Source organism: Microbulbifer mixtoriginis (SeqCode) (assembly GCF_052466715.1).
Genome location: NZ_CP174288.1, coordinates 2,006,821 through 2,031,121, shown reverse-complemented (window position 1 = coordinate 2,031,121; position 24,301 = coordinate 2,006,821). Strand labels below are relative to the sequence as shown.

Below are 24,301 nucleotides of genomic sequence, written 5' to 3'. Positions count from 1 at the left end.
AATCTGAGTTGACTCTTGCTTAATAAACCTCAGTCGACACTTTCCTCCCATCGCCAGAAGAAGTCATTCACGGGCGACCCAGAATAACTCTTACAATAGCATTTTCTCACCACGCGCTTATCGCCCTAGCCTGCTTGCGGTCATCATTGCCCAACATTACCCTACTGAGATGCTCACGTACTGCACCAGTAGTTAATAGAGAAGCCCTCAAGCCCCTTAGTTACTAGCTTTCTGGGAAATCGCAGCCTAAGAAAACAGCCTATTTTATTCTGTGCATATCGATGAGTTAGCCATTAGTCTTGAACATTTTTTACCCCCTTAAATTACCAGCAGAAATCAACCTGGGCTGACCTGATGCCGGATCATTTATAATCATACTCAATTGAATTCTCGATCATCGCGCTGTTATTTCTGGGAGACTCTTAAAAATCAAATGTCCCCCCTTCTAACCAATGAGCCGTGTGATAACTAGAAAAGTTGATAGCGGTCATGATGGCTACTTTTCCACTTGTCTCTACAGTACCAAGTAGCTGCAGCCTATTAATTTAGCTGCAGGAAGAAGCTAGTTGACGTATATTTGCAAATGAAATAATAGTCGTTGTGATAAGGTCACAATGTAACTGTCAGACCAACAACATATGGATTCTTAATGTCCCAAAGCAAAGCCCTTTTAGTTATCGATGTTCAAAACGCTCTTTGTCACGGTAAAGGAGCTACATATAATGCACTTGGGGTAATCGATAACATCAATCTAGTTGCGTCGCGAGCAAGACAGGCTGGTGCCCCGGTCATTTATATTCAGCATGATACTGAGTCAGATGCTTTGAGGTATCAGACAGAGAGCTGGCAACTTCCAAAAGAGCTAGAGAACTCAGACTCAGATATTTACGTAAGAAAGCAGGCCTCAGACTCTTTCAAGGACACCGATCTCAAAGGCCACCTGGATAGATTAGATATTCAGGAGCTAATTATATGCGGCATGCAAAGTGAGTTTTGCGTAGATAGTACGTTAAGGTGTGCCCTATCGCTTGGCTACACTGTCACCGTCATAGCGGATGGCCACACAACTGTAGATAACGATATTATTCCTGCAAATACGATATCCAAGCATCATAACTGCACTTGGGAGAATATTACCAGCTATAGCGCAAGAGCAACTGCAATCAATGCCAATGAGATCGTACTATGAGAGGCCTAATAGATTTAGACAAACGGACAAATTACTCTGCCTTTGGCTCCGTAATTTGCCATTGCTAGAGACGTTAGGGGCCCATAAGGAAATATCGATGTCAGAAGTAGTTACAATCAATTACATCGTGTCTAGAGGTAATGAAGCTGGAACGGTACTTGAACCGCATAAACATGAGTGCGGTAGATATGTTGCTAGCATGTCTCGCTTTAAAAAAGACTACATTCGAGTTGAATCACTCCGGGAACTCGCCATTTTGTCTCAGCACGGTTTTAGTGTTCGCATGAGTAGCCCAGATTCAGAGAATCACCGAGCTCCAAGCCTCATATCACCAGACTCATTAAAAATTGTCTATAGCGAGGTCGCTGCTAGCGCCTAACAAACCGCCACAATCGCTCCCGATGGATGCTGGGACAGCCAAAACGCTGCGCTTATTTTTCCACCCCTATACGAGGCATTATACGCAAGGAGATAAAGTGCGATTTTTAAGATTTTTCATCTTCATTTTCTTCTATCCAGCCACATTGCATGCAATAGAAGGTATTTCAGTTTACACAAAAGTCCATCCTCAGCTATCTTCTGCAATAAATTTAGAAAACGAGCTATCTATAGAATTCGGGGTGATCCCTGGAGCTATTTTCGGGCAGCCTCTTAACAGTCCACTGTGGTTTGTAAAAATTGATGATTCAAAAAGCGTAGCCTGGCCCACGAAACGAGAAAAACATGAATTTTTGCCTTTCATAGCGAAACTCGCTAAACCAAACGAAAACTCTAATTTAAGTATTAAGCCTGCTGACACACAATTGGCGAGAATAAGTATTTACGGTTATTTCAGCAAAACAAAACAGAACGTGGAGGCTAGTGCACTTTCTGAAAGCGGCAATTACCTTATGCTGGTGTATTTCGATAGGCCTTGCACCCTTTCTGGATTTGTGAATCTCAACAATAAAAAAGTCAAGCACTCAATCAATATTGAATCTTCTGGATTTCATTGGATTGAAGTTACTATCGGCGAAAAAGAGGACTCACTTTCTGTATATTCGCCGCACAAAAATGTAGTTTTAAATATCGGCAGCTAAACGTACAACCAGTGGTTATATCTTTTCATCTTCGCTATTCAAAGCCAATATCTAGTGAAACACTTATCCATAAAGCTAATGCTATACCACCCCTTAAGTTACTTCCCTCTGCAAATCTCCCCATAGAGTCGTATAGGCAGGCGATGTAAACACCTGACGTATCTTCCACTTTTTCTAGATACCCTCGGCTACTAGAAACAGCGTCCCGTGACCAAGCTTTTTATTGATCCGGTCCATCGTCTACATGGTTTCCCCTTCCCTGCCCCATTTCCCTGACTGAGGGCACGGGGGATTATTACGCCTAGCCCGGCTGCCGTTTTCATAAAGCGGCAGCCGGGAGGCTATCAATCCGCAATGGTTTCTCTTACCAGCCGCACGATCACCCCCGTGGCACCGGTGGAGTATGGGGTCTGCACTACGGCGCTGCGACTGTAGTAATTGGGCTCACAGGGTAAGGCATGTAGGAATACATGTAAGGCTGTAAACCTCCACTTTGGCACCTAATACCCGCAGGATAGCCATTACTCTGCGGGAGATATCGCCATTCAGAGTAATTTCTAGAGAAGGTCGCACCAGATGAATGTGCAACCAGCACGGAACTCAGGAAGTACATCAAGTTATTAAATATTGAGATTTTTTTGCTTAGCATCAAAGTTGCGTTATGAGATAGTTGCTATAGATCTATAGAAATATGACGCAAAATATATCAATTTTTGTAACTCATTAATTTTATTTCCTTTTATTTTGATAGAGCCAAACTCAATGGGAAAAGTGAATTACAAAAGGTTGAACCTCTTTACGAATATCTTATTATGCGATGACATTCATTTGATGCGACACCTATCATGCATATCTCTCAGTTCTCAACAGGCTGTGGTGCGCTCGTGGAAGGCATACAGCTAGCTAATTTATCTAGTACCGAGCTAAGCGACCTACGCCAAGCTTTCGCTGATCATGGCGTGCTATTTTTTCGCAACCAGTCTCTATCCCCTGAGGAGCACCTGACCTTCGCCCGCCGCTGGGGCGAAATTGTCATCAATAAGTTTTTTACCCACACTCAGGAATATCCAGGCATCGCTGAAGTACGCAAGGAGAAAGATCAGGAAACCAATGTAGGCGGTGGCTGGCATACTGATCATTCTTATGATCAGGAACCAGCCCTCGGCTCGATTCTGGTTGCCAGAGAATTACCCAAATCCGGAGGCGATACCCACTTCGCCAACCTACAAAAGGCGTACGAAAGTCTTTCCAATGGGCTAAAGCAAACACTGGAAACACTTAGGGCCGTACATTCCAATGTCCACGTATATGGTGAGGATGGTTACTACCAATCAACAGATTTGTCATCACAACTAGGGGGCGTCAACGAAGTTGGAGAAGCGATTCATCCGGTGGTAATCCAGCACCCCGATAACGGGCGCAAGATTCTCTATGTAAATCCAGGGTTCACACTGCGCTTTGAGGGATGGACACCTGAGGAAAGTAGACCTCTATTGAACTTCCTATTTGCCCACGTGCTCACTAATGGCTATACATGCCGCTTCAATTGGGAGCCGGGCTCAGTCGCATTTTGGGATAACCGCTCTACCTGGCATTCTGCCGAAAATGATTATCAGGGACAGTTCCGCCTAATGCACCGTATCACTCTTGCCGGAAGAGCATTAGAAGCTGTCTGACCAGAGTTTGGGGCGTCGCAGTTACCGGTCAGTGAAAAGGTTCGGCTGCGCCCCAGGTAGCCTCCTCACACTGGTCGGGGCTTTAATCATCAACGGTTAAGTATGTGTCATTAGCGACTATTAAAAAAGGCAACTTCTAGACAAAGCTCAACCCCCGAGAAGTATCCAGTTACTCCACCTTCCTCTAGTGATTTCTCTACACACCTGGCCCTACCCTCTAACCGACTCTTATCTACTGGATTTGATTAGTGTCTTGCACCGCCGCTAAACTTAGATGAAAGCGAAAGGGTTCTTATCATCTAATTTCGAACAAGTGGCTGAAACCAGCTGGTCAAAAAAATGCATAACGCAAGAGCGATAAAAAATATGACTATTGATTCTGTTTGGAAAGAATATCGTTCAGCCCTGCGAGCTTTTCTCAGCTCAAAGGTTTCATCTGCCGATGCAGTTGATGATCTGCTCCAAGAGATCCTGATAAAGATTCACAGGAATCTCCATACAGTAAGGGATCAAAAAAGTATCAAATCTTGGCTATTTCAGATAGCCAACAGGACAGTTATTGATTTCTACCGTGAAAATGGAAGGCTCAAGGAAGTAGAACTCGAAGACAACTTGTTGTTACCTGAAGAGGATTCAGAAACGCAGCGTAGGTTATCAGCCTGTATAGAGCCTTTTGTTAACGCGCTCCCCCAGGAGTCAGCTGCTCTACTAAAGGCTATTGAACTGGAAGGTCAGTCACAAAAATCTTATGCGACAGAGCATAAAATCCCCTACTCCACCTTAAAATCCAGAGTACAAAAAGGTAGAAGCCAACTGCGCAAACTATTTGAGGACTGCTGCCATTTCACTCACGACAGCCATGGAACAGTGATCGATTATGTGCCGAAATCAAAACACCATAAAAATTGTTAAATAGTTTCGTCTTTTTCAAAAAGCCTCCGTCATATAAATACAAACCAATGACGAGGACGAATTATGATCAAGGTTGTCAGCTTTAAAATATGCCCTTTTGTTCAGCGAGTAACCGCCCTTCTTGAAGCAAAAGAGATTCCCTATGAAATTGAATACATTAGCTTGAATGATAAACCTCAGTGGTTCCTGGATATCTCGCCCACTGGCCAGGTACCAGTTCTGATCACCGATTCTGGGGAGGCCCTCTTTGAGTCCGATGCGATTGTTGAGTACTTAAATGAAATAGCCCCACCTCTAGAGTCAGAGCTCACTCCAGAACAACGTGCGCGCGACCGAGCCTGGAGTTACCAGGCAGCAAAGAACTATTTGCTACAGTGCTCTGCTCAGCGTAGTAAAGATGAGCAAACACTGGCTGAGCGCAGCGAAAAACTGAGCAAAGTTTTTGAGCGAGCTGAAAAGGCTTTAGGACAGGGGCCATATTTTAAAGGCGCGACGCTAAGTAATGTCGATATTGCCTGGCTACCACTTCTTCACCGAGCTGCCATTATCAAAGCACGTTCCGGGTACGACTTCATTGTCGACTACCCAAAAGTAAAGGCATGGCAAACTGCCATTCTGAATACTGGATTGCCAGAAAAATCAGTACCTGAAGATTTCGAAAAGCTCTTTACAGATTTCTACCTATCAGAAAATACTTTTCTTGGAGGTAACAAGGCAAGCACCCACAATCTAGATAACTCTTGCGCCAATGGGAGTTGCTGCTAATTTTCTCTACCGCACGCCCCTTGAAAGAGGGGCGTACAAAGAGAAAGCGTCTCAATTTACCCAGCACAAACATACTACATAACTCGAATATATCATTAGTCCTTGTCATTTTATTCACTGCAACTACTTCGGAGCTCATAGTAGTCAACAAGTCAAAGCAACCCTATTTACCCTTGATGTTACAATGTTATGCGAGATCAGATATTTCTAGATGTCTGGATTAATATCTAGTTGAAGTTAAATTGTTAGGAGATTGTCAGGCTCCGAACAAATGGATAGTGATTCACATGCCCTTCAAGAATCACCATCTCCCGAATACATCCCAATAACTCTGATCCAGTTCTTACAGGTTGGAATGACAACTCTCTCTCGAATAACCTCAGAAAGTAAATTTCAATCCCCTTGGGGTAAGTTCTTCAGGAAAAAGTCTCGCATATTTTCACCCATGACCTTTCGAATTTCCTCTTCAGTGAACCCTTGACTTAGCATTTCTGCGGTCAAAATCCCCAAATCACCAGCATCAAAAGAAACTTCAACAGTGCCATCATAATCTGAACCAAGGGCAACATGATCAACCCCTAATAGATCTATGGCATAGCGGATTGTTTTAACAATATTGTGAGGGCTATTATCACATACCGCTTCTTCCCAAAATCCAATGCCGATCAAGCCCCCTTGATCGGCAATCTCCTTCATTAGGTCATCGCTAATATTCCGCGGCGAATCACACATACCTTTCAGGCCAGTATGAGAAATAATTACAGGCCTTTTGGTCAGAGCCAACACATCCCTCACAACAGGCTCTGAGGAGTGGGCTACGTCGATAACAATTGAACGTTTATCCATCTCCTGCACAGCTGACCGACCAAACTCTGTTAAACCAGCCCCACTTTGCCCATGCAAAGATCCACCCAGTTCATTGTCAAAAAAGTGCTGTAATCCCATCACTCGAAAACCGGCCTCATAAAGGCGGTCAATATTGGATAACTCACCCTCTAATGGGTGGGCCCCTTCAATACCAAGAATTGCTGCGAGGGTGCTAGCGCCTTGTTGCCGGGCCTGGAGGATTTGCCTCAGATCTTTCGCATTACGCACAATGCGAAATTTCTCGGGAGAAGATTCCTGTAGCTTAGTAGCCCTTTCAGAGTGAAAAAGTGCCCGCTCCAACAAGCTATTCCATGTTCGCGGCGGCCAACCTTGAGCAATTGCCAGTAAGGTTATATTGTCACCAGCACTAGCAGAGTTTTCATTTAAGTTCATGCCCCGGGGAGACTTAGTGACAGAGGTAAAAACCTGCATTCCCAAATTACCACGCCGTGCCCTGGGTAGATCCAGATGGCCATAGTTTACCTCCTTTGACAAATCACGAGACCAGAGGAAGCTATCTGCATGCAAATCACCAACAATGAGTGATCTATGCAAAGCTTCAGCTTGTTCGGGAATTTTAGGGGGCTCACCAACACTAATCTTGTTTAAACTTCGCTCAATTCCTGGCAGCAAAAGCCATTTCCAGCTCGCGAACAATATTAATGCCACTGCTGTCAAACTTATAAGCCAAGTCTTCATTATGATTTCCTGATGCCAGTAGTCTTGTACACGATTGGGGTTATAACCTGAGACGTTGCGGCATGTCAGGAGCCAGCTAGGTTTGGAAACACTCAACGATCAATTAAAAGTCAATACGCTCAAAATACACACACAACATCACCTTAATCTGGTGTCCAGGTCAATATTTAGGAAAACCAAGGAATCATAGTGACAAATTATTATCGATTTATTCTAATATTGTTGATTACAGTACTATTTAGTGGCTGTGCGGCACTTTCACCGAGCTTCCAAAAACCTGAAGTAGAAGTGGTCGCCGTGGAACCTCTTCCTGCAAGAGATGGCAATAATCTCAGATTTCGAATTCACCTTCGTGTTTTCAACCCAAACAATAGTGAATTGGCACTCTCCGGTCTTTTCTACACTCTGCGGCTAGGTGGGCATAAGGTTTTGATGGGAACCTCAAATAACCTGATGCCCATCGCCCCCTACGGCCAGGATGATATCGCTGTGGATGCAACAGCTAGCATAGTCGGCTCAATCTTTGCCGCTGTAAACCTCATTAACTTAAATCAGCACTCAATACCCTATGAACTAGAAGCAAAAATAGGCTTGCGTAAATCACTACTTCCCTCAATTAAGGTGAATAGAAGTGGGGTCATTCACTTGAACCAATATCGGTAACTCTTTCGCTTGATTTACTACTTGTCGGTCTGTGGAGGGCCGCCTGCTTGCCCTCCTCAATACTCACCCGCTAAATTTGCTTGGTAAGGATCAGGGACATTACAAAGTTACCCATTGGTGCACTGTTATGACTGAGGAACCCCTCGTCAGGATGGGACTGGGACTCATAAATTTTTGTGTTATACCTGATATTCAAGCCGAATTCGTAAGAGTTTCGACCAAAGAAAGCGCCGATATTCGCAAACGTCACCTCCTTCTCAGGGGTGACACCATAGCTGAAGATTTTTACTCCTCCCTTAGTCTTTGAATTGCCCTCCATCAATACATTCCTTTGAACAGTTCTATGCTCTAACCCAGCCTGTAAATACCAGTAACGCCCACCCTCAAGGAGGGAGGACGCGGCACTAAAGGCGGGTAAAGAGCTTCCCAATAAAACTCGCACCCCTGCACCAAAGTCCCTGACGATATTACCTGTTTTCCAACGAAGGTAAGGCACTAGTCGATAGCTTGTGCCCCATATGACATTCTGGAGTAAGTGATAATCTAACTTAAGCTCAGGCATCAGCCCCCATTCATTGAAGACCTGGGAATCCCATCCTTTGGGGGGAGAAGACGAGACAATCCAGTGCATAAATTTCTGTGTTTGGCGAGCGCCCGCTCTAGAGCCGACTGTTCCGGCATCAAGTGTTAAATCAATCATCCACTGATTTAAAATTTGATATTTGTATCTTATGCCTAAATAGCTCCAACCTGCATAGGGATGCTCTTCATTAATGGGTTCAGATCTACCAAGATGATCTGGAGTATAAATCTCCTGACCAAACCTCAAGGTGTAGGGCTTTCCTATAGGGCTCCAACGAACAAAGAAACCGCCTGTATAGTCTCTGTCTGTCTGGAAAAGTGCATCATTTACTAGTTCAAGCTGTAACTTCCCTTTTGGTGAGTCATCCGCACAAAGCATTGAGGCGTGGCAGACAGACAGCAAACCGACAATAGAAGCTGAAAGTTTTTTTCTATTAATAAGCACCCTTAACCTGCCTCTCGAATGATTGAACCAGTTTGTCCAGATCAAAATCCGGTGATTAATGCCCCCAATCCCCAACCTTATCGGCCCCAGGGATTTGAAACTCCAGGTATTCCTCAATGCTAAATGGCATTTCTTCCACGACTGCTCGAACTCGTTGGCCAATGGCTTTGGTCTCAGGGCGCGCATTGGCAAGCCCGGTGTAGGGGATACCCTTTCCGCTTGGCACATCAGGATACTTTTTCTTAAAGAGCCGATGCCGTGCAACCATATGATTGAACTGCCCTTGGGTGTATATCAAAGGCACTAATTGCGGATATTCCTCACGCGGGTCCATGTAAAGATCGTAGTAGGCCTCTGGCATCCCTGAAGACGCAACCTCACCAGCGCCTATCCAGTGACGCTTATAGCGCCCTTTTACCGTAGCTCCTAGTTGGTTGCCGGTATAGATAAAGACATAATCCCGACGACTATGGGTATCGCCATTTAGCAGCAGTGCAGTCTGATCCAAACCATCCACCACTCTGTCGGTTGGAATATACTCAGAGGCGCCAGCAAGCCTGGCAAATGTGGTGTACAGGTCGGCGATATGAATAATATCTCCCACTACCTGGCCGGGTTGAACCATACCTGGCCACCAGGCAAAGGCTGGGACTCTTACCCCTCCTTCAGTGAAATCCCCTTTGCCTCCCCGATATAACATGGGGAGCATACCCCAACCCGCAGGGGGACTGTGCACCATGGGACCATTGTCTGCCATGGCTACAAAGAGAGTGTTTTCTGCGATACCCAGCGCTTGTAGCTCCGCCATTAACTGGCCGGCGAAGTCATCCACTGCGGGAAATGAATCCGCCACCATCAAACCAGAAACGGATGGCTTGGGCATAAAGGCAGCCATAAAATTCAAAAAATTAGGCCAGTAGGCCACAAAGAAAGGCTTGTTGGCTTCGGCGTTCTTACGAATGAATGCTATGGTACGACGCTCCGCCTCGGGGTCGAACTTGCTGAAACACTCATTGGAAGTGCCGCACCACTCCCTACCAGGCTGTCCTTTTTCACCTTCAATATTCATGACCCAACCGGTGGGAACCAAACCGGGATTATCCAGGCGATAAGGGTCGGGAGGGTATATCTCAGGAAACATACCCAGCACCGCATTTACGGCATTAGCTTGAGGGTTAAAGAGAGAGGTTATCTGGTTCATTGGGGTAAATAACGCCTCATCAAACCCCTGGTTGTGCAAGTAGCTCTCCTCAATATCTCCCAAGTGGCCTTTCCCAAAGAACCCAGTGGCATACCCGGCTCTGGACAGCACCTCCGCAATGGTTACTTCCTCAGCACGAAGCCCAGAAAATTCATGGGGCATCCCCACAGCCCCCATGCCAAAACGCACCGGATGGCGACCGGTAAGCACAGCAGCGCGGGTTGGAGTACAGGAAGGTTCAGAGTACATGCGAGTAAAGTTGATACCCTCTGCGGCCATCTTATTTAAGTTGGGTGTTGAGTAACCGAAATTTTTTTGTAATGCAGGAAATCCAACAGCACCAAAGGCGGTGTCATCCCAGAGAAGGAAAACAATGTTGGGGGGCTGCCCATATTTATCCCGTAGGGCCTGTAAACGCCTGGTTATTTCTGAGTCTTCTTGCTGCCAACGCTCACCATTTTGCATTTTCAACACATAGTATTCAGCGTCATGTACTATCTGTGCCTGCACAGGCATCCAGCTCAGAAACACCAGTAACCCGATCAAGATTTGACTCACTGTCACCGTCCATCCTCCCTCAGTAAGTGTGACTGGAAGTGCAATACTTTTATTAACAGTGTTACAACCCCAATGCATCACTCTAGAAGAAAGGTGTCATAGGAGCGCTATAAGTGGCGACAACTAGAAAGTTTTTATGAGTGGCCAGGACTTACAGAGGCCCTGCGGTTCTGCCAGAGTGGAAAGAATTTAAGTCGTGGAGGGATAGGTGCCCCACAGGATGCAGAAGGGCACCTAAAATAACAAGATTGGCAATAACAGGGATCTAGATCACAGAGACTTATGATTATCAGCCATCAATACAGGCCAGGCTGCGCGTAAGTACATCACCATGGTCCAAAGGGTCAGAGCCGCGGCAATATACAGCAGTAGATAGCCCAGCGTTTCCATTACAGGAAAGTCGCGGACATCAAAAGCGAGAAGAACTATGATTGCCGCCATTTGTGCAGTTGTTTTTATCTTCCCGACATAGGACACAGCAACACTACTGCGCTGCCCCAGTTCTGCCATCCACTCGCGCAAACCTGAGACCGCGATCTCACGGCAGATAATAATGGCTGCAGCCACAGTGAACCAGGCACTTTTGTGCAGACCCACAAGCAATACAAGCGCAGTAGCTACCATTAACTTATCTGCAACAGGGTCAAGAAAGGCGCCAAAGGCAGTGCTCTGATTAAGTTTCCTTGCCAGGTAGCCATCAAGCCAGTCGGTAACTGCGGCAGCTGAAAAAATAACTGCAGAAGCAATGTAACTCCATTTATAAGGTAAATAGAAAACCAAAACCAGGACAGGTATCAGTGCGACGCGAAGCAGTGTAAGTTGGTTGGCGAGTGTCATACTTTTCTCTGTTCTTGCGGAGGGCGTACGTTATCAAGCTGTGGGACAAATTGAAACGCTCAATGAGAAACCCGGAGAAAAAATCCGCCGCCTGTGCCCTGCATTTTTACTCGTGATGTAGTGCCGAGTATATATCCTGCGCAAGCTTGCGACTGATGCCATCTACACTAGCAATTTCTGTCACTGTAGCCTTCTTAATTTCCTGAAGACCGCCAAAATGGCGAAGCAACGCGCGTCTACGTGCGGGGCCCACGCCAGCAATACCCTCCAGAGGGGACTCCCTTCGTTTTTTGTCACGCCGCGCGCGGTGCCCGGTAATTGCAAATCGATGGGCCTCATCTCTAACCTGTTGAATCAGGTGCAATGCCGGGGAGTCCGCCGAAAGTACCAGTTCCTGATTACTGGAAACGATATGTAAGGTCTCAAAACCTGCTTTACGGGTAGTGCCCTTGGCCACTCCGATTATCTGAACACCTACAACGCCCAGACCATTGAGGGTGTCCACCGCCTGACTGACCTGCCCCTTGCCACCGTCAATTAACAGGATATTAGGGAACTTACCCTCACCTCCTGATAGGCGCGTATAGCGACGCTTAAGTGCCTGCCCCATTGCAGCGTAATCATCACCAGCCTGAATGCCATCAATATTAAAGAGACGATAATCTGACTTAACTGGACCGCCTGAATCAAAAACCACACAAGAAGCAACCGTGGCCTCACCCGAGGAGTGGCTGATGTCGAAACATTCCAGCCGCTCAGGCAACTGTTCCAGTCCAAGCACTTCTTGAAGGGCCTCAAAACGACTAAACAACTTCTGCTGCGCTGCAGTGCGGCTACTTAAATTCTGCTGAGCCGCTTGCTGGGCCATTTCCACCCAGGTAGCGCGCTTGCCTCGCAGTTTATGGGTAACTGAAATGTCTCGCCCTGCCTGAGCACCGAGTGCCTGCTGCAGCGGAACCACATCTTCTATAGATTCCGAGGCTAGAATTTCACGGGGAATTTCTCTTGGACTACCGAGATAAAATTGAGCCACAAAGGCCGAAAGTAATTCAGGGTGGCTTAAGCCCAAACGCTCACTGGGAAAAAAGCTGCGACTACCAAGAATTCTCCCCTGTCGGATAAAAAGTACATGCACACAGCAGCTACCACCCTCGGTGGCAACACCATGGACATCAACATCCCCTGTATCACCCTCTGCCACTTGATCCGCTTGAAGACGCCGTAGTGCGGATATTTGATCCCTGAAGCGCGCGGCCTTTTCAAACTCCAACGCTCTTGAGGCTTCATCCATTTCATCGGCCAGTTCACGAATAATATTATCGCTCTTGCCAGTGAGAAACATTTCTGCGTGGCGTACATCCTGGCGATACTCCTCGGGACTGATGAAGTCTACACAGGGTGCCGTACAGCGCTCAATCTGATATTGCAGGCAGGGCCTGGATCGATTGCGAAACACACTGTCTTCACAGGAGCGAATACGAAAGGTCTTTTGCAAAAAATTCAGGCTATCACGTACAGAAGAGGCGTTGGGAAAAGGACCAAAATAGCGGCCTTTCTTTCGCTTAGCTCCACGATGGAGTGCTATACGGGGAAAAGTGTCAACACTGGAAAGAAAGATGTAAGGATAGCCCTTATCATCTTTCAGCATCACATTGTAAGGCGGACGCTGGGATTTAATCAGGCTCTGTTCGAGTACTAATGCCTCGGTTTCACTACGAGTAACAGTTACTTCGATGTTGCCGATCTTCTGCACCAGCGCCATGGTCTTGGCTGTGAGCCCAGAGCTGCGAAAATAACTGGCAAGCCGATTGCGTAAATTTTTCGCCTTACCCACATAAAGTATATGGTTACTGGCATCGAACATTTGATAGACGCCAGGCTTACGGGTAACTGTAGAGAGAAAACGCTTGCTATCGAACATCTGACAACCGGTCTTGCCGCTTCAGTAAATACACGGATATTAGAGCGCTGCTTCGGGGTCGAGTATCTGGTACTTGACGGCAAGCAAGGTCAATTCCACATCGCTGTTAATATTCAGCTTTTCAAATATCCTATAACGGTAGCTATTTACGGTTTTAGGGCTGACCGAAAGGGACTTGGCAATCTCAGCAACCTTGGCTCCATTCACAATCATGTCCGCAGTTTGCAACTCACGTTTAGAAAGTTTTTCAAAGGGAGAAAGGTTATCCGATTGACCTGAGACATTGCGCAGAGCCATTTTGGTAGCCATGGAGTTACTGATAAAAACTCCACCATTCATTACTGTATGAATTGCACGCACCATCTCTTCAAGATCTGCCCCCTTGGTCACATAGCCCATAGCACCGGCTTGCATTAGGCGGCCAGGAAACAGGTCGTCATCCAGGGCGCTAACAGCCACTACTTTGACTTCAGGACAGCGGTTTAATAGCTTGCGGGTCGCCTCCAAGCCACCCATTCCTGGCATTTTTACATCCATCAAGATGACATCAACCGCAGTCTCACGCACGAATTCCAGCGCTTCTTCGCCACAATTCGCATCGCCAACAACTTCAATATCCTCGACGTCACTCAACATGCGCGAAATCCCCATTCGCACAAGGTCGTGATCATCCACCACTAAGACTTTGATCAAGCTATCCCCAACTACGGATAAGTGCAGTGGCTACGCGGCGTACAATCCCCTCGCGCGTGCTCTTGAACTGCGTTCTTCTTTTTACTCACGGAGAAACTACTCCGCGCAGATCCTCCCCAAGAATCCAGTCGCAACATACCAGACAAAAACGCTACTGCAAAGCGCCACAACCGTCTCAAATGTTGTTTAACTGATGTTTAGCCGCAGGATCTTGGCTTGTATATAGCGATTAATTATAACCTAGAAACGTAACAGCTAATCATTCTGCACTCAAGCCGGCCTTTGCCGCATGACTTGAGGAAACGAAAATTCAAGAAATAAAAAAATTTTTTGTACTTTGCAATAGTCAATAGATTTTATATTTCTAACAGCTATAGCAGAATTCTTTATAGAAACCAGTATAAAGTCCTGTCATCAAAACCAGACAGGACTTGGGGCTCGCACTTTGCGAATACTCGAAAGGCAGTTTATTTACTGAGTTTTAAGGGTAAAAGCGTGGCTCCGGCTCGAGGGAAACACCAAATTTTGAATGTATATCGGCAGCAATATCCTGAGCAAGCTGTACTAATTCACGGCCTGCTCCCCTACCAGGATTAATCAGCACCAGTGCCTGGCGCTCATGGACACCAACTGCACTGCGCCGTAAACCACGCCAGCCAGCGCGATCTATTAACCAACCAGCGGCAAGCTTCCAATCCTCGCCGGCCGCGAAAGCAACTAGATCGGGATGCTCTGCTTTTAGACTCTGATAGAGATCCGTATCTACCACCGGGTTTTTGAAAAAACTCCCAGCATTGGGGATCTCAGTAGGCAAAGGCAGTTTGTTACTCCGGATATCAATAACTGCTTGAGCAATCTGAGTAGGTGTCGGGTGGTTTGCATCCCAATTGTGCTGCGAAATATATTGGCGCAGTGCCGGGTAGTCAACGCGCGGCTGCCAGTCTTGTGGCAACTGCAAATTCACCTGGGTAATAATATACTGGTCGCGCAGACGCCCTTTAAAAACACTATCCCGATAGGCAAAACCACAATCGTCTTTAGTAAAGTCGTGCAGCTCACCTGTGGCCACTTCCATGGCCTGCAAGCTTGTAAAGCGATCACACAATTCGATACCGTAGGCACCTATATTTTGGATCGGTGCCGCACCAATCTTACCGGGAATCAGTGCAAGATTTTCAAGTCCACCTATGCCACTGGTAACAGTAGCCATAACCAGCTGGTGCCAATTTTCCCCAGCCGCAGCTTCAATAGTATGCCCCTGGCTATTGGGCTCTATTAAAAGTCCTCGCAAGTCGACCTGGATAACAAGACCAGGGAAATCATCGGTCAACACAACATTGCTACCACCCCCCAAGGGTAAGATTGGTAGTTTCTGTGTTCTGGCAAAGGTCAATGCCTCTCGCAGCTGATCCAGGTTTTGCACCCTGGCAAAGTGGGCGCTACGAGCCGAAATTGCCAAGGTGTTGTGGGGCTGCAGGTCAATATCAGTTTCTATCATGCAGGTAACTTTAACCGAGAAGCTCACGCATTCGCTGGAGATCCTGCTCGGTGTCTACACCACCGGGCACCTCCGCGCAGGCAACAGCCACATGAATATTCTCATCGTGATACAAAAAACGCAGCTGCTCTAGGGCTTCAAACTGCTCCAGCGGCGCCACTGGCCAAGTAACAAAACTTTGCAGCAGCGCTACACGATAAGCATAGATACCGATATGACGGCGCGGTTCCAACCCCTGCGGCAACTCATTTGCGTGCACAGCAAAGGCATCGCGCGGCCAAGGTATCGGCGCACGGGAGAAATAGCGGGCTAACCCGGATTGTGCAGCAACCACCTTAACAATATTAGGGTTGCAGAAATCCTCCACCGCAAGAATAGGTTCGCACAGTGTAGCCACACCGGCGCGGGTATTTTCCGCAAGGTTAGCGGCTACCTGATTAATTACCTGAGCGGGAATTAAGGGTTCATCCCCCTGTACATTCACCAGAATACGGTCATCGGCTAAACCCAGGTTAACAGCGACTTCCTGTAGGCGGTCAGTGCCCGATGCGTGATCAGCAGAGGTCATACACACCTCACCGCCAAAGCCACGAACTGCCTCCGCTACTCGCATATCGTCGGTGGCAACGATGACCCTCTCTGCATCACTCTCGCAAGCCCTCTCAAAGACATGCTGAACCATGGGTTTGCCGGCAATATCTGCCAAGGGCTTGCCCGGTAAACGACTGGAGCCAAAGCGGGCGGGAATAATGACATCAAATGAGTGTTTATTTTTCATCTTTGGAGAACTGTTGCAGGTGCTGGTGCACCTTCTGATAAAAAAGATCTGGCAACTTGGCACGCACTTCCAGCGCCCACCAGTGACTCTCCCAGAAATCGCGACACTTCACCGCGTCTTTCATCGTCATAATCACTGGTGTCTCGCCATCGAAATGCAGCTCCTGGGGGCTGAACTGGTGATGATCCGCAAAGGGCTGCTCCATCACCTTGTAGCCCATACGTTGCAGTGCGCGGAAAAAACGTTTGGGGTTTCCTATCGCTGCCACCCCATGGCAGGGGCCTGGCTCAGGGCCTGAGGTCAGGCGCAGCGTAGAGGTCTGATCAAGGTTAAACTGGTGCCAGCAGGCAGGCTCCAGAGTCATCTGGTATTCCAGTAGCGCACCGCACTGCTGTTTCACACTGGCTTCAGGCTCGCCATTACTCACCACCAAATCGACACTCTGTAAACGACTAACGGGTTCCCGCAAAGGGCCACGAGGGAGCATATGCCCATTACCGAGACCGCGACTGCCATCCACCACGCAGATTTCAAAGCTTCGCCAGAGGCTGTAATGCTGTAAACCATCATCAGAGAGGATCACATCACACTGGTGGTAATCAACTAACGCCCTCGCCGCTTCGCTGCGATTGGGGGAAACCATCACCGGTACCCCGGTGATCAAATGCAACATCAGCGGCTCATCACCGGATTCCAGAGGGTGAGACTGAGCAGTTACCTGGTAGGGATATTGCTCTGCACGACCGCCATAGCCACGGCTAACAATCCCGGGATTTTTACCCCTCTCTTTTAGCCAGCGAGCCAACTCTGCCACCAATGGCGTCTTACCGGCACCACCGACGGTGATATTGCCTACAACAATAACAGGTACCGATAGTGGTTCCGGTGGGGTGCGGGAACTGATCACCCTGCGCCGATTACTCACTCCGCTATAGAGCAACTCCAAAGGCGTAAGCAGAGATAAGGCAGGGCTTGTACCGTCTTTCTTGTACCAGCGCTTGTTGAACCAGTCTTCCAGTGACATCCAGTGCCCTAACCCATTGTCTGCTGTTGTAATAATGTGGCATAGCGCCCACCGCGGGCGAGCAGTTCGCTGTGCTTGCCGCTCTCTACGATACGCCCTTTCTCCATAACCAGGATTCGATCGGCACTTTCAATCGTACTGAGACGGTGGGCTATCACAAAGGTGGTGCGATTTTTCATAACTTCTGTCAGAGCCGACTGGATATGGCGCTCTGATTCATTGTCCAGTGCTGAAGTTGCCTCATCGAGAATCAATACCGGTGCATCTTTTAATAGCGCCCGCGCAATAGACAATCGCTGTCTTTGGCCACCGGAAAGCATCTGGGCATTGTCTCCCAATACAGTTTCCAAACCTTGAGGTAGCTCCTCAATAAAGTTAGCCGCATGCGCCAACTCGATAGCCCGCAAGACATTCTCTTTCGGTGCCCCTTCCAAATCGCCATAGGCGATGTTGCGATAGACGCTGTCGTTAAATAGGACGATATTTTGGGACACCATGCTGATATGTCGGCGTAAATCTTGTAGGGGAACCGTTGAAATATCGACTCCATCAAGAAGGATGCGCCCGCCAGTAGGCTCGTAAAAACGCGCCAGCAGACTGGCAAGCGTTGTTTTACCGGAACCCGACGCCCCTACCAGCGCAACTGTTTCGCCCGGTTCCACCGAGAAGCTAATATTCGACAGCACCTGGGGAGCGGCCTCATCGTAACTAAAATCGAGAGACTCAAAGGTAACCGCACCACACACCGGCTTGGGCAACACCTCGCGGCCGCCCTCTGGCTCACTGGGGGTATCCATTACTTCGAAAATACTTTCCGCGGCGGCAATTCCCTTCTGAATATCTGCAAAAACTTCTGAAAGGCTGCGAACAGGCTTGGCCAGAGAAGCTGCGGCACCAATATAAGCGGCAAAGACCCCCGCGGTCATGGATTCCACCATACCCGGAGCCAGGGCAAACCACACAATAGTTGCAGTAGATAGGCCAACCAGAATCTGAATCACCGACACGCTGGCATTGTTGGCCACCACCAGCTTCATAAATTGTCGGCGGTTATTGTCACTGGCAGATTCAAAACGTGAATTCTCATATTCTTGGCCACCATACATCCGTACTACTTGATAGCCATTAATCGCCTCCTGGGTAACATGAGTGACATCACCCATGGAGTTTTGGATGCGATGGCTCAGTTTACGGAATCGTTTGCCCACCGTACGCACGATTAGAGCAATCAAGGGGGCAAAAAGGAAAAAGGTCAATGTCAGCTTCCAGTTCACCAACAACAAGTAAGCCAGCAGCGCAACGGTAGTAAAAGTCTCGCGAAATAAAACCTTAACCGCCTTGGTAATGGAATTGGTAACCTGCTCAACATTGTATGAGACTTTGGAAATCAGGTAGGCACCCGTGTAACGATCAAAATAGGCACTAGGCAGCTGGCCAATCTTCTCAAACAACTGCGAGCGCAACTGGTGAATAATTGCGCGCCCCACATAGGCGAGACCATAACTGCCAACAAAGTTACCAATCGCACGCAGCAGAATAATGATGAGCATGGCCAGAGGTACCAGCCAACGCGCAGTCTCCTGTGGCATTACCCCATCGGGATAATAGGAGGCTACGTATTTCGAGAGAAAACCTCTGCTTTCTTGGATGCCAGCGCCCACCGCATCTAACAGCAGCTCCGTAACGGCAATTAAGCTGACGCCCATGGTGGAAAACAGGAAAAATCCCAGCACTGCAACAGCAAAAATCGCTAGGTGCGGCCGAGCGTACGCGAGTAAACGACGATAGGTGTGCGCCCCGTGCTGTGGTTTACGGGGGGGCATGGTTACTTTCTTCATACAGACCAATGACTGGACTCGCCCCAACCCCTTAGGCAGTGGGGCGAGTACGCTCGCAAGGCTAATCGTCCATCCCTGGCATTAAAGCAAAGCCCAGCGCGCTAGTTCTCTTCTGGTTGCCGTGTAGTAATGCTTAGGTTGACAAAGCCTAGCTGTCCAGCGGCATCCATTGCCCGCACCACAGCCTGATGGTGAGCTGTAGCGTCGGCGGTTATCACAAGCGGGCGATTGTACTCGCCTGCAGAAACTTCCGACAGCGCAGATTTCAAAGTGGTCAACTTTTTGTTGATCAACCCCTGGCCATTTACCGAATAAGAACCATCGGCACTGATCAGAATTTCAACAGAACGAGGCTGCTCTTCTGCCTGAGGCCCAGCGGCCTCGGGCAAATTTAACTTCAAATGGCTCTCTTTGGTGAATGTGGTCGACACCATAAAGAAAATCAGCAGAAGAAAGACCACATCGATTAATGGCGTAAGGTTTACCCCATCCTGCTCTTTGGTTTGGCGGCGAAATTGCATCTATTGCTACCTCACTCAGGCCGCTTTTTCAATTTTGCGGTCACTGTGTAAGGCATCCACCAGCTTCACGGCTTCCTGTTCCATGGTTACCACAATAGTATCCACTCGGCGCTGGAAGTATCTGTGCGCCATTAGCGCTGGAATCGCCACAGTCAAACCCGCCGCTGTAGTAATCAGAGCCTGGCTGATACCACCGGCCAAAATACCCGCATTGCCGGTGCCCTCCAGCATAATTGCCGTGAAAACCTGGATCATACCGATGACAGTCCCAAGCAAACCGATCAATGGCGCAATCGCGGCGATGGTGCCGAGGGCATTGAGGAAACGCTCCAGCTCGTGTACTACCTGGCTTGCAGTTTCCTCAATACTGTCTCTCATTACTTCACGGCCGTGGCGGGAATTGGAAAGTCCTGCGGCAAAAATTCGTCCGAGTGGGCTGGAATCACGTAGCTCCTTAAGTTTCTCACTATTGACCTGGTTGCTTTTTAGCCACCCCCACACTTCTCCAAGTAAAGTGCGCGGTGCAATACGCTGGGGATTCAGCGTCCAAAAACGCTCAATGCTGATAGCAATAACAGCAACGGAACACAACAGGATCGGCAACATCAACCAGCCGCCAGATTTTATTATTTCAAACACTTTTCTTGGCCCTAAACAGCGAGAGGGATTTCAGGAATTTCTTCTGCATCTTAGACGCAGGAGTCGCACTTTATCACAGCTGCTCTCGGCGGCTAAGTCTTCCACTCGGCTCAGCCTCGCCATTGTGATCCGCATACCAAAACCGTGGCGCTGAACGACCCCAGCTGATCACAGGCTCCGAGGTGCCTCTTTTCCAAGAAAGCTCGACAGCTCCACTTTGTGCTGTATTAAAAGCTTGTGTATCCATCGCACGATAACGTGCGACTACATTCGCATGGGGATGGCCAAAATGATGACGATAGCCTGCGCTGAATATCACTCGCTCAGGCCTTGCCCAGCTCAGTAAAGTCTGGGATGAAGAAGTCTTAGAACCATGATGAGGCGCCACCAATAAATCTACTGGCTTCTCCATTGGATAAAGCTCCACAAGACGGCGTTCTACCGAGCTTGTAATATCACCAGTAAGTAAAATACGCACTTGTTGCCATTCAATTAGAGCCACACAACTTTGATCATTTTCCTCTCCATCAATTTTTCTTTGCAGTGGCCATAACCAACGTACAGAGAGCTCACCGAAATAAAGCCTTTCACCCGCGACACAGGAGTCTGCTCGAATATCAAAATCCCCCACCAGTTTTTTTCCCAGTTGCCCTGGAGCATAGAAATTATTGACGGGCAGTGACTGCAATAGCGCCGCCACCCCACCCGCATGATCCCTGTCACCATGGCTGACAACCAACACATCGAGTTCTCTCACCCCGACTCCACTCAAATAAGGAGCAACAATGGCCCCTCCAGCACTCCAACCCGATGGCGAGAGAGGTCCGGTGTCAAAGACAAGGCGCGCTTCTTGGGAGCGGACCGAGAGAGCCAGACCCTGGCCAACATCCAAAGCGGTGAAAGTAAGCCCCTGACGACCTGGTGTCGAAACAGGCAGCATAGATTGGAGCAAAGGAAGCAGAAACAAGCAGCCCAGATATCGTCCCGGCACACCCCTGGGTAAGATTAATAACAGGGCGCCCAGTGCAGATAAGACAAGCAGGGTTGTGCTTTGAGGCGTTATCAAAGGCTGCCAGGTAGGAACAAAATCCCGGGCATACTTCAGCATTTCCATGAGAAGAGTCAGTTGCCAGTCGGCAAATTTAAAGCACCAGATTCCAAGGCCAGTCCCTAACAGTAAGGTGCCAAGCATCAAGGCCGGCAGTATTATCAAACCAAGCCAGGGAATTGCCATCAGGTTCAGCAGCATCCCGCCAGAGCTGTACCCAGAAAAATACACTACCGAGGGTAAAATCAAACCCAGCGCCACCAGCCATTGGCTGCGCAATAATTGTACAAAGGTGGAGAACCAGCGTAAAAACCAAGCTTCCACGTGCCTTTTCATCCCCACATGAGCACTCGCCTCACTTCCCTCCACACCGTTCTCCGTTGTCCTCTCTTGCCTAACAGAGCTACGCCCAGAAAACCCCAAGAGAAGCGCACCCACAGCGGCGAATGACAGCCAAAACCCGGCTCCGAAGAAAGCCAATGGCTGGATAATTAGCACTAATGCCAAAGCGAGAGAAAAAGCCAAGCCAGCGCCTACCCGTCGCCGCCAATGCCAAGCCAGCAGCAATACCCAGGTCATCACCAGGGCCCTTTGGGCGGAGAGAGGAGCGCCAGCCAACAAGGTATAGGTTAGAGTGCCAATAAGCGCCAACAACATCGGAATCCACCTGGGACAGGTCCCCATCAATACCCCGAGAGCCCTCGCCAATACCTGCCCCAACAGCAGTAAAAACCCAGCCACCATGCCCACATGCAGGCCCGATATTGCCAAAAGGTGTGCCGTCCCTGTCTGCTTTAACAGGTCACTGTCGGCACGGGAAAGGCCGCTGCGATCCCCTAGTAACAGTGCTGTAACCAGGGCGCTTTGGTTTATCGGTAGCCTTTGAAGCTTCTGCCTAAAAGCATCTCGCAGGGCGGATAGCCCCATGCCCTGGCTCAACCACTGTGGGTCACCATTTTGCGGGCGCACATACCCCGTTGCATAAACACCCCGCCGTAAGAGCCAGCCCTCATAGTCAAAGGTATGGGGATTTACACTACCGCGTGGACGCTTTAACCGCACCGGTAAATCCCAGTGGCTATTACCTCGCAGCAGCCTTTGCACCTCAACATCTGCGCGGTACCAGGTGAGATAAAGAAGGCTACCTGAATGAACTTCCCCCGGCCCCGGCTCCAGTATTCTCGCCTGGAAGCGTATATCCCGGGTAGCACCCCTCTGTAACGCTGGATTACTCCTGACCTCGGGGAGGGATACAACCTCAACCCTTAGGCGTTGATCAATGCCATGAGCCGATTCAGATAAACGCTGCTCAAGCGCGGCTTTATTGCTCGATAAAGCCCAGAGAGCACCGAGCAACGAGATGACAAGTAATAGGCAGAGAGCGCGTGTTTGAGGGAGGGAAACCAACAATAGGAAGGCAATAATATATAGCCACAGTACTCCCCCTATTTCTGGTAGAGACGGCAACAAACCAATGGCAGCAACTGATAGAGAGAAGACCCAAAGGGCCAGCGTAGGGCTCCATAGCCACAGAGTAGTCTTAGGGTCCCAATCCACATCCAGCCTGCACTTTTTTTGTACAGGATTTATGGTTCTCATCCTTGTCCGAAGCCCCGTGATAGCAATAGATCAGAAAATTTGACACCGCACACAAAACAGGCACCATAGAACCAAAAGATGACTATAACCGGCGCGCCATGCCGCATAGTGACTGCCTTAACTGCTATACATGGCACCCGCTGGTCATATTTTTTTAAGAAAAATGCCATGTTTAACATGTTTGTAATATTCAGGTCGCAGAATCCGCACCAAATCGAGGGGCAACCAACAGACTGAACGGAAGGCTTCCCCTCAACCCACAACCATAAACTGTGCGAGACGACTATGAATAAGACCGCTCTCTCTCTGGCCATTGTTGCCATGATCCCGACTCTGGCCAACGCCCAAGAAGAAGGCGATGTCCTCGACTTTTACGGCAAAGCCAATGTTACCTTCCAGTCTGCTGACGAAGGTGACGGCTCTGTAACCGATGTTCAAAGCAACGCTTCCCGCCTGGGCGTTAAGGGTGAGATCGCCCTGACCGACGGCATCAAGGGTATCTACCGTATGGAATACGAAGTAGATATGGACGGCGACGCTGATGACACTTTCTCTCAACGCAACATCTACGCTGGACTGGAAGGCGGCTTCGGTCAGGTAATCGCGGGTAAGTTCGACACCCCGTTGAAAGTTGCCCAGAAGAAAGTTGACCTGTTCAACGACCTGGAAGGCGATATTAAAAGCCTGATCACCAGCAGCGACAACCGCGAAGAAGACGCTCTGCAGTACACTACCCCGTCTTTCGCGGGCTTCAAAGCTTCTGCTGCTTATATCAGCAATAAAGATGAGGTAATTGGTTACGAGATCATTGGCCAAAATGATGATGGCAGTGACATCTTAGGCAAAGAAATCAAGCGCAATAACGGCATCTCCACTGCTATTGCTTACGATAACAACGGCGTTTACATGGCCTACGCTTTCGACCAAGACGTTGAAGGCCAGGACGTTGACGTTCAGCGCTTTGTAGCCCAGTACAACATCGGCCCTGTACAGGTTGGTGCCCTGTTTGAAGACCAGGAAAACGCTGACGGTGAAAACGCTGACGGCTGGATGAGCTCTGTAGCTTACAAAATCGAGCAGTGGACCCTGAAAGCACAGTACGGTCAGTCTGATATTAAGAAAGAAGACGGCGAAACTTACAGCCTCGGTGTTGACTACAAGTTCAACAGCGCCGCTAAAGTATTCGGCTTCTACACCGACGAAACAGCTGATGGCGATTACGACCGCAGCTATGCCGGTATCGGTGCTGAATACAAGTTCTAAGAACGC

Annotated in this window: 21 protein-coding genes; 7 read left to right on the top strand and 14 right to left on the bottom strand. The window is 48.5% G+C overall.

Features of this window, described 5'->3' with window-relative positions; genetic code table 11:
* The first annotated feature begins 649 nt into the window (after positions 1-649).
* Together ACJJH9_RS08990 and ACJJH9_RS08985 are read left to right on the top strand one after the other, a co-directional pair.
* Positions 650-1,189, top strand: coding sequence for a cysteine hydrolase family protein (locus ACJJH9_RS08990; protein WP_444925003.1), 540 nt, complete (start codon positions 650-652; stop codon positions 1,187-1,189).
* 476 nt (positions 1,190-1,665) lie between these two features.
* Positions 1,666-2,268, top strand: a complete 603-nt coding sequence (locus tag ACJJH9_RS08985) for a hypothetical protein (protein ID WP_444925002.1) — start codon at positions 1,666-1,668, stop codon at positions 2,266-2,268.
* 93 nt (positions 2,269-2,361) lie between these two features.
* Here the strand turns inward: ACJJH9_RS08985 and ACJJH9_RS08980 are convergent, their stop codons facing one another.
* The gene (locus ACJJH9_RS08980; protein ID WP_444885913.1) at positions 2,362-2,421 is read right to left on the bottom strand and encodes a hypothetical protein; all 60 of its coding nucleotides are present in this window, start codon (positions 2,419-2,421) and stop codon (positions 2,362-2,364) included.
* 692 nt (positions 2,422-3,113) lie between these two features.
* Here ACJJH9_RS08980 and ACJJH9_RS08975 point away from each other — a divergent pair.
* The 3 genes from ACJJH9_RS08975 (at position 3,114) to ACJJH9_RS08965 (ending at position 5,621) form a co-directional block, all read left to right on the top strand.
* Positions 3,114-3,944: a TauD/TfdA dioxygenase family protein gene (locus ACJJH9_RS08975; RefSeq protein ID WP_444885040.1), complete on the top strand. Its 831-nt coding sequence runs from the start codon at positions 3,114-3,116 to the stop codon at positions 3,942-3,944.
* A 366-nt stretch (positions 3,945-4,310) separates the two neighbouring features.
* A complete protein-coding gene (sigZ, locus tag ACJJH9_RS08970; RefSeq protein WP_252085825.1) occupies positions 4,311-4,856 on the top strand; it encodes an RNA polymerase sigma factor SigZ in 546 nt (181 codons plus the stop codon).
* A gap of 63 nt (positions 4,857-4,919) precedes the next feature.
* Positions 4,920-5,621 (top strand): glutathione S-transferase family protein, encoded by a 702-nt coding sequence (locus ACJJH9_RS08965; protein WP_444925001.1) that lies wholly within the window; start codon positions 4,920-4,922, stop codon positions 5,619-5,621.
* Between the two features lie 393 nt (positions 5,622-6,014).
* Here the strand turns inward: ACJJH9_RS08965 and ACJJH9_RS08960 are convergent, their stop codons facing one another.
* Positions 6,015-7,187 (bottom strand): dipeptidase, encoded by a 1,173-nt coding sequence (locus tag ACJJH9_RS08960; protein ID WP_444925000.1) that lies wholly within the window; start codon positions 7,185-7,187, stop codon positions 6,015-6,017.
* Positions 7,188-7,376: 189 nt separating this feature from the next.
* On the opposite strand from ACJJH9_RS08960, the gene ACJJH9_RS08955 reads away from it, so the two are divergent.
* Positions 7,377-7,850, top strand: a complete 474-nt coding sequence (locus tag ACJJH9_RS08955) for an LEA/WHy family protein (protein WP_444904684.1) — start codon at positions 7,377-7,379, stop codon at positions 7,848-7,850.
* 70 nt (positions 7,851-7,920) lie between these two features.
* On the opposite strand, the gene ACJJH9_RS08950 is transcribed toward ACJJH9_RS08955, so the two are convergent.
* From ACJJH9_RS08950 to ACJJH9_RS08895, 12 genes are all read right to left on the bottom strand, one after another.
* Positions 7,921-8,877: a lipid A-modifier LpxR family protein gene (locus ACJJH9_RS08950; RefSeq protein WP_444924999.1), complete on the bottom strand. Its 957-nt coding sequence runs from the start codon at positions 8,875-8,877 to the stop codon at positions 7,921-7,923.
* Positions 8,878-8,932: 55 nt separating this feature from the next.
* A complete protein-coding gene (locus ACJJH9_RS08945; protein WP_444924998.1) occupies positions 8,933-10,636 on the bottom strand; it encodes a sulfatase-like hydrolase/transferase in 1,704 nt (567 codons plus the stop codon).
* A gap of 270 nt (positions 10,637-10,906) precedes the next feature.
* Entirely contained in the window at positions 10,907-11,473 is a 567-nt protein-coding gene (gene pgsA, locus ACJJH9_RS08940; RefSeq protein WP_252085819.1) for a CDP-diacylglycerol--glycerol-3-phosphate 3-phosphatidyltransferase, read from the bottom strand.
* Between the two features lie 106 nt (positions 11,474-11,579).
* Positions 11,580-13,394, bottom strand: coding sequence for an excinuclease ABC subunit UvrC (uvrC, locus tag ACJJH9_RS08935; protein WP_444886106.1), 1,815 nt, complete (start codon positions 13,392-13,394; stop codon positions 11,580-11,582).
* A 39-nt stretch (positions 13,395-13,433) separates the two neighbouring features.
* Positions 13,434-14,087 (bottom strand): response regulator, encoded by a 654-nt coding sequence (locus ACJJH9_RS08930; RefSeq protein ID WP_252085817.1) that lies wholly within the window; start codon positions 14,085-14,087, stop codon positions 13,434-13,436.
* A gap of 481 nt (positions 14,088-14,568) precedes the next feature.
* On the bottom strand, positions 14,569-15,585 hold the full coding sequence (murB, locus tag ACJJH9_RS08925; RefSeq protein WP_444890390.1) for a UDP-N-acetylmuramate dehydrogenase: 1,017 nt from the start codon (positions 15,583-15,585) through the stop codon (positions 14,569-14,571).
* A gap of 10 nt (positions 15,586-15,595) precedes the next feature.
* Positions 15,596-16,363 carry a 3-deoxy-manno-octulosonate cytidylyltransferase gene (gene kdsB / locus ACJJH9_RS08920; RefSeq protein WP_444924997.1) on the bottom strand — a complete coding sequence of 256 codons (768 nt, stop codon included), beginning with the start codon at positions 16,361-16,363 and terminating at the stop codon, positions 15,596-15,598.
* Entirely contained in the window at positions 16,353-17,387 is a 1,035-nt protein-coding gene (gene lpxK, locus ACJJH9_RS08915; protein ID WP_444924996.1) for a tetraacyldisaccharide 4'-kinase, read from the bottom strand. The genes kdsB and lpxK overlap by 11 nt, the downstream gene beginning before the upstream one ends.
* Before the next feature lie 8 nt (positions 17,388-17,395).
* Positions 17,396-19,210: a lipid A export permease/ATP-binding protein MsbA gene (gene msbA, locus ACJJH9_RS08910; protein WP_444924995.1), complete on the bottom strand. Its 1,815-nt coding sequence runs from the start codon at positions 19,208-19,210 to the stop codon at positions 17,396-17,398.
* Between the two features lie 116 nt (positions 19,211-19,326).
* On the bottom strand, positions 19,327-19,746 hold the full coding sequence (locus ACJJH9_RS08905) for an ExbD/TolR family protein (RefSeq protein WP_252085811.1): 420 nt from the start codon (positions 19,744-19,746) through the stop codon (positions 19,327-19,329).
* A 15-nt stretch (positions 19,747-19,761) separates the two neighbouring features.
* Positions 19,762-20,385, bottom strand: a complete 624-nt coding sequence (locus ACJJH9_RS08900) for a MotA/TolQ/ExbB proton channel family protein (protein ID WP_252085810.1) — start codon at positions 20,383-20,385, stop codon at positions 19,762-19,764.
* 73 nt (positions 20,386-20,458) lie between these two features.
* A complete protein-coding gene (locus ACJJH9_RS08895) occupies positions 20,459-23,032 on the bottom strand; it encodes a DNA internalization-related competence protein ComEC/Rec2 (protein ID WP_444924994.1) in 2,574 nt (857 codons plus the stop codon).
* 285 nt (positions 23,033-23,317) lie between these two features.
* On the opposite strand from ACJJH9_RS08895, the gene ACJJH9_RS08890 reads away from it, so the two are divergent.
* The gene (locus tag ACJJH9_RS08890) at positions 23,318-24,295 is read left to right on the top strand and encodes a porin (RefSeq protein WP_252085808.1); all 978 of its coding nucleotides are present in this window, start codon (positions 23,318-23,320) and stop codon (positions 24,293-24,295) included.
* The last annotated feature ends 6 nt before the right edge of the window (positions 24,296-24,301 follow it).

Excerpts from the sequence above, each read along its gene's own strand:
- sigZ (WP_252085825.1), top strand. The coding sequence starts at position 4,311 with ATGACTATTGATTCTGTTTGGAAAGAATATCGTTCAGCCCTGCGAGCT.
- ACJJH9_RS08965 (WP_444925001.1), top strand. The coding sequence starts at position 4,920 with ATGATCAAGGTTGTCAGCTTTAAAATATGCCCTTTTGTTCAGCGAGTA.
- uvrC (WP_444886106.1), bottom strand. The coding sequence starts at position 13,394 with ATGTTCGATAGCAAGCGTTTTCTCTCTACAGTTACCCGTAAGCCTGGC.
- msbA (WP_444924995.1), bottom strand. The coding sequence starts at position 19,210 with ATGCCCCCCCGTAAACCACAGCACGGGGCGCACACCTATCGTCGTTTA.
- kdsB (WP_444924997.1), bottom strand. The coding sequence starts at position 16,363 with ATGAAAAATAAACACTCATTTGATGTCATTATTCCCGCCCGCTTTGGC.
- ACJJH9_RS08905 (WP_252085811.1), bottom strand. The coding sequence starts at position 19,746 with ATGCAATTTCGCCGCCAAACCAAAGAGCAGGATGGGGTAAACCTTACG.
- pgsA (WP_252085819.1), bottom strand. The coding sequence starts at position 11,473 with ATGACACTCGCCAACCAACTTACACTGCTTCGCGTCGCACTGATACCT.
- ACJJH9_RS08975 (WP_444885040.1), top strand. The coding sequence starts at position 3,114 with ATGCATATCTCTCAGTTCTCAACAGGCTGTGGTGCGCTCGTGGAAGGC.
- ACJJH9_RS08890 (WP_252085808.1), top strand. The coding sequence starts at position 23,318 with ATGAATAAGACCGCTCTCTCTCTGGCCATTGTTGCCATGATCCCGACT.
- lpxK (WP_444924996.1), bottom strand. The coding sequence starts at position 17,387 with ATGTCACTGGAAGACTGGTTCAACAAGCGCTGGTACAAGAAAGACGGT.
- murB (WP_444890390.1), bottom strand. The coding sequence starts at position 15,585 with ATGATAGAAACTGATATTGACCTGCAGCCCCACAACACCTTGGCAATT.
- ACJJH9_RS08960 (WP_444925000.1), bottom strand. The coding sequence starts at position 7,187 with ATGAAGACTTGGCTTATAAGTTTGACAGCAGTGGCATTAATATTGTTC.
- ACJJH9_RS08895 (WP_444924994.1), bottom strand. The coding sequence starts at position 23,032 with ATGAGAACCATAAATCCTGTACAAAAAAAGTGCAGGCTGGATGTGGAT.
- ACJJH9_RS08990 (WP_444925003.1), top strand. The coding sequence starts at position 650 with ATGTCCCAAAGCAAAGCCCTTTTAGTTATCGATGTTCAAAACGCTCTT.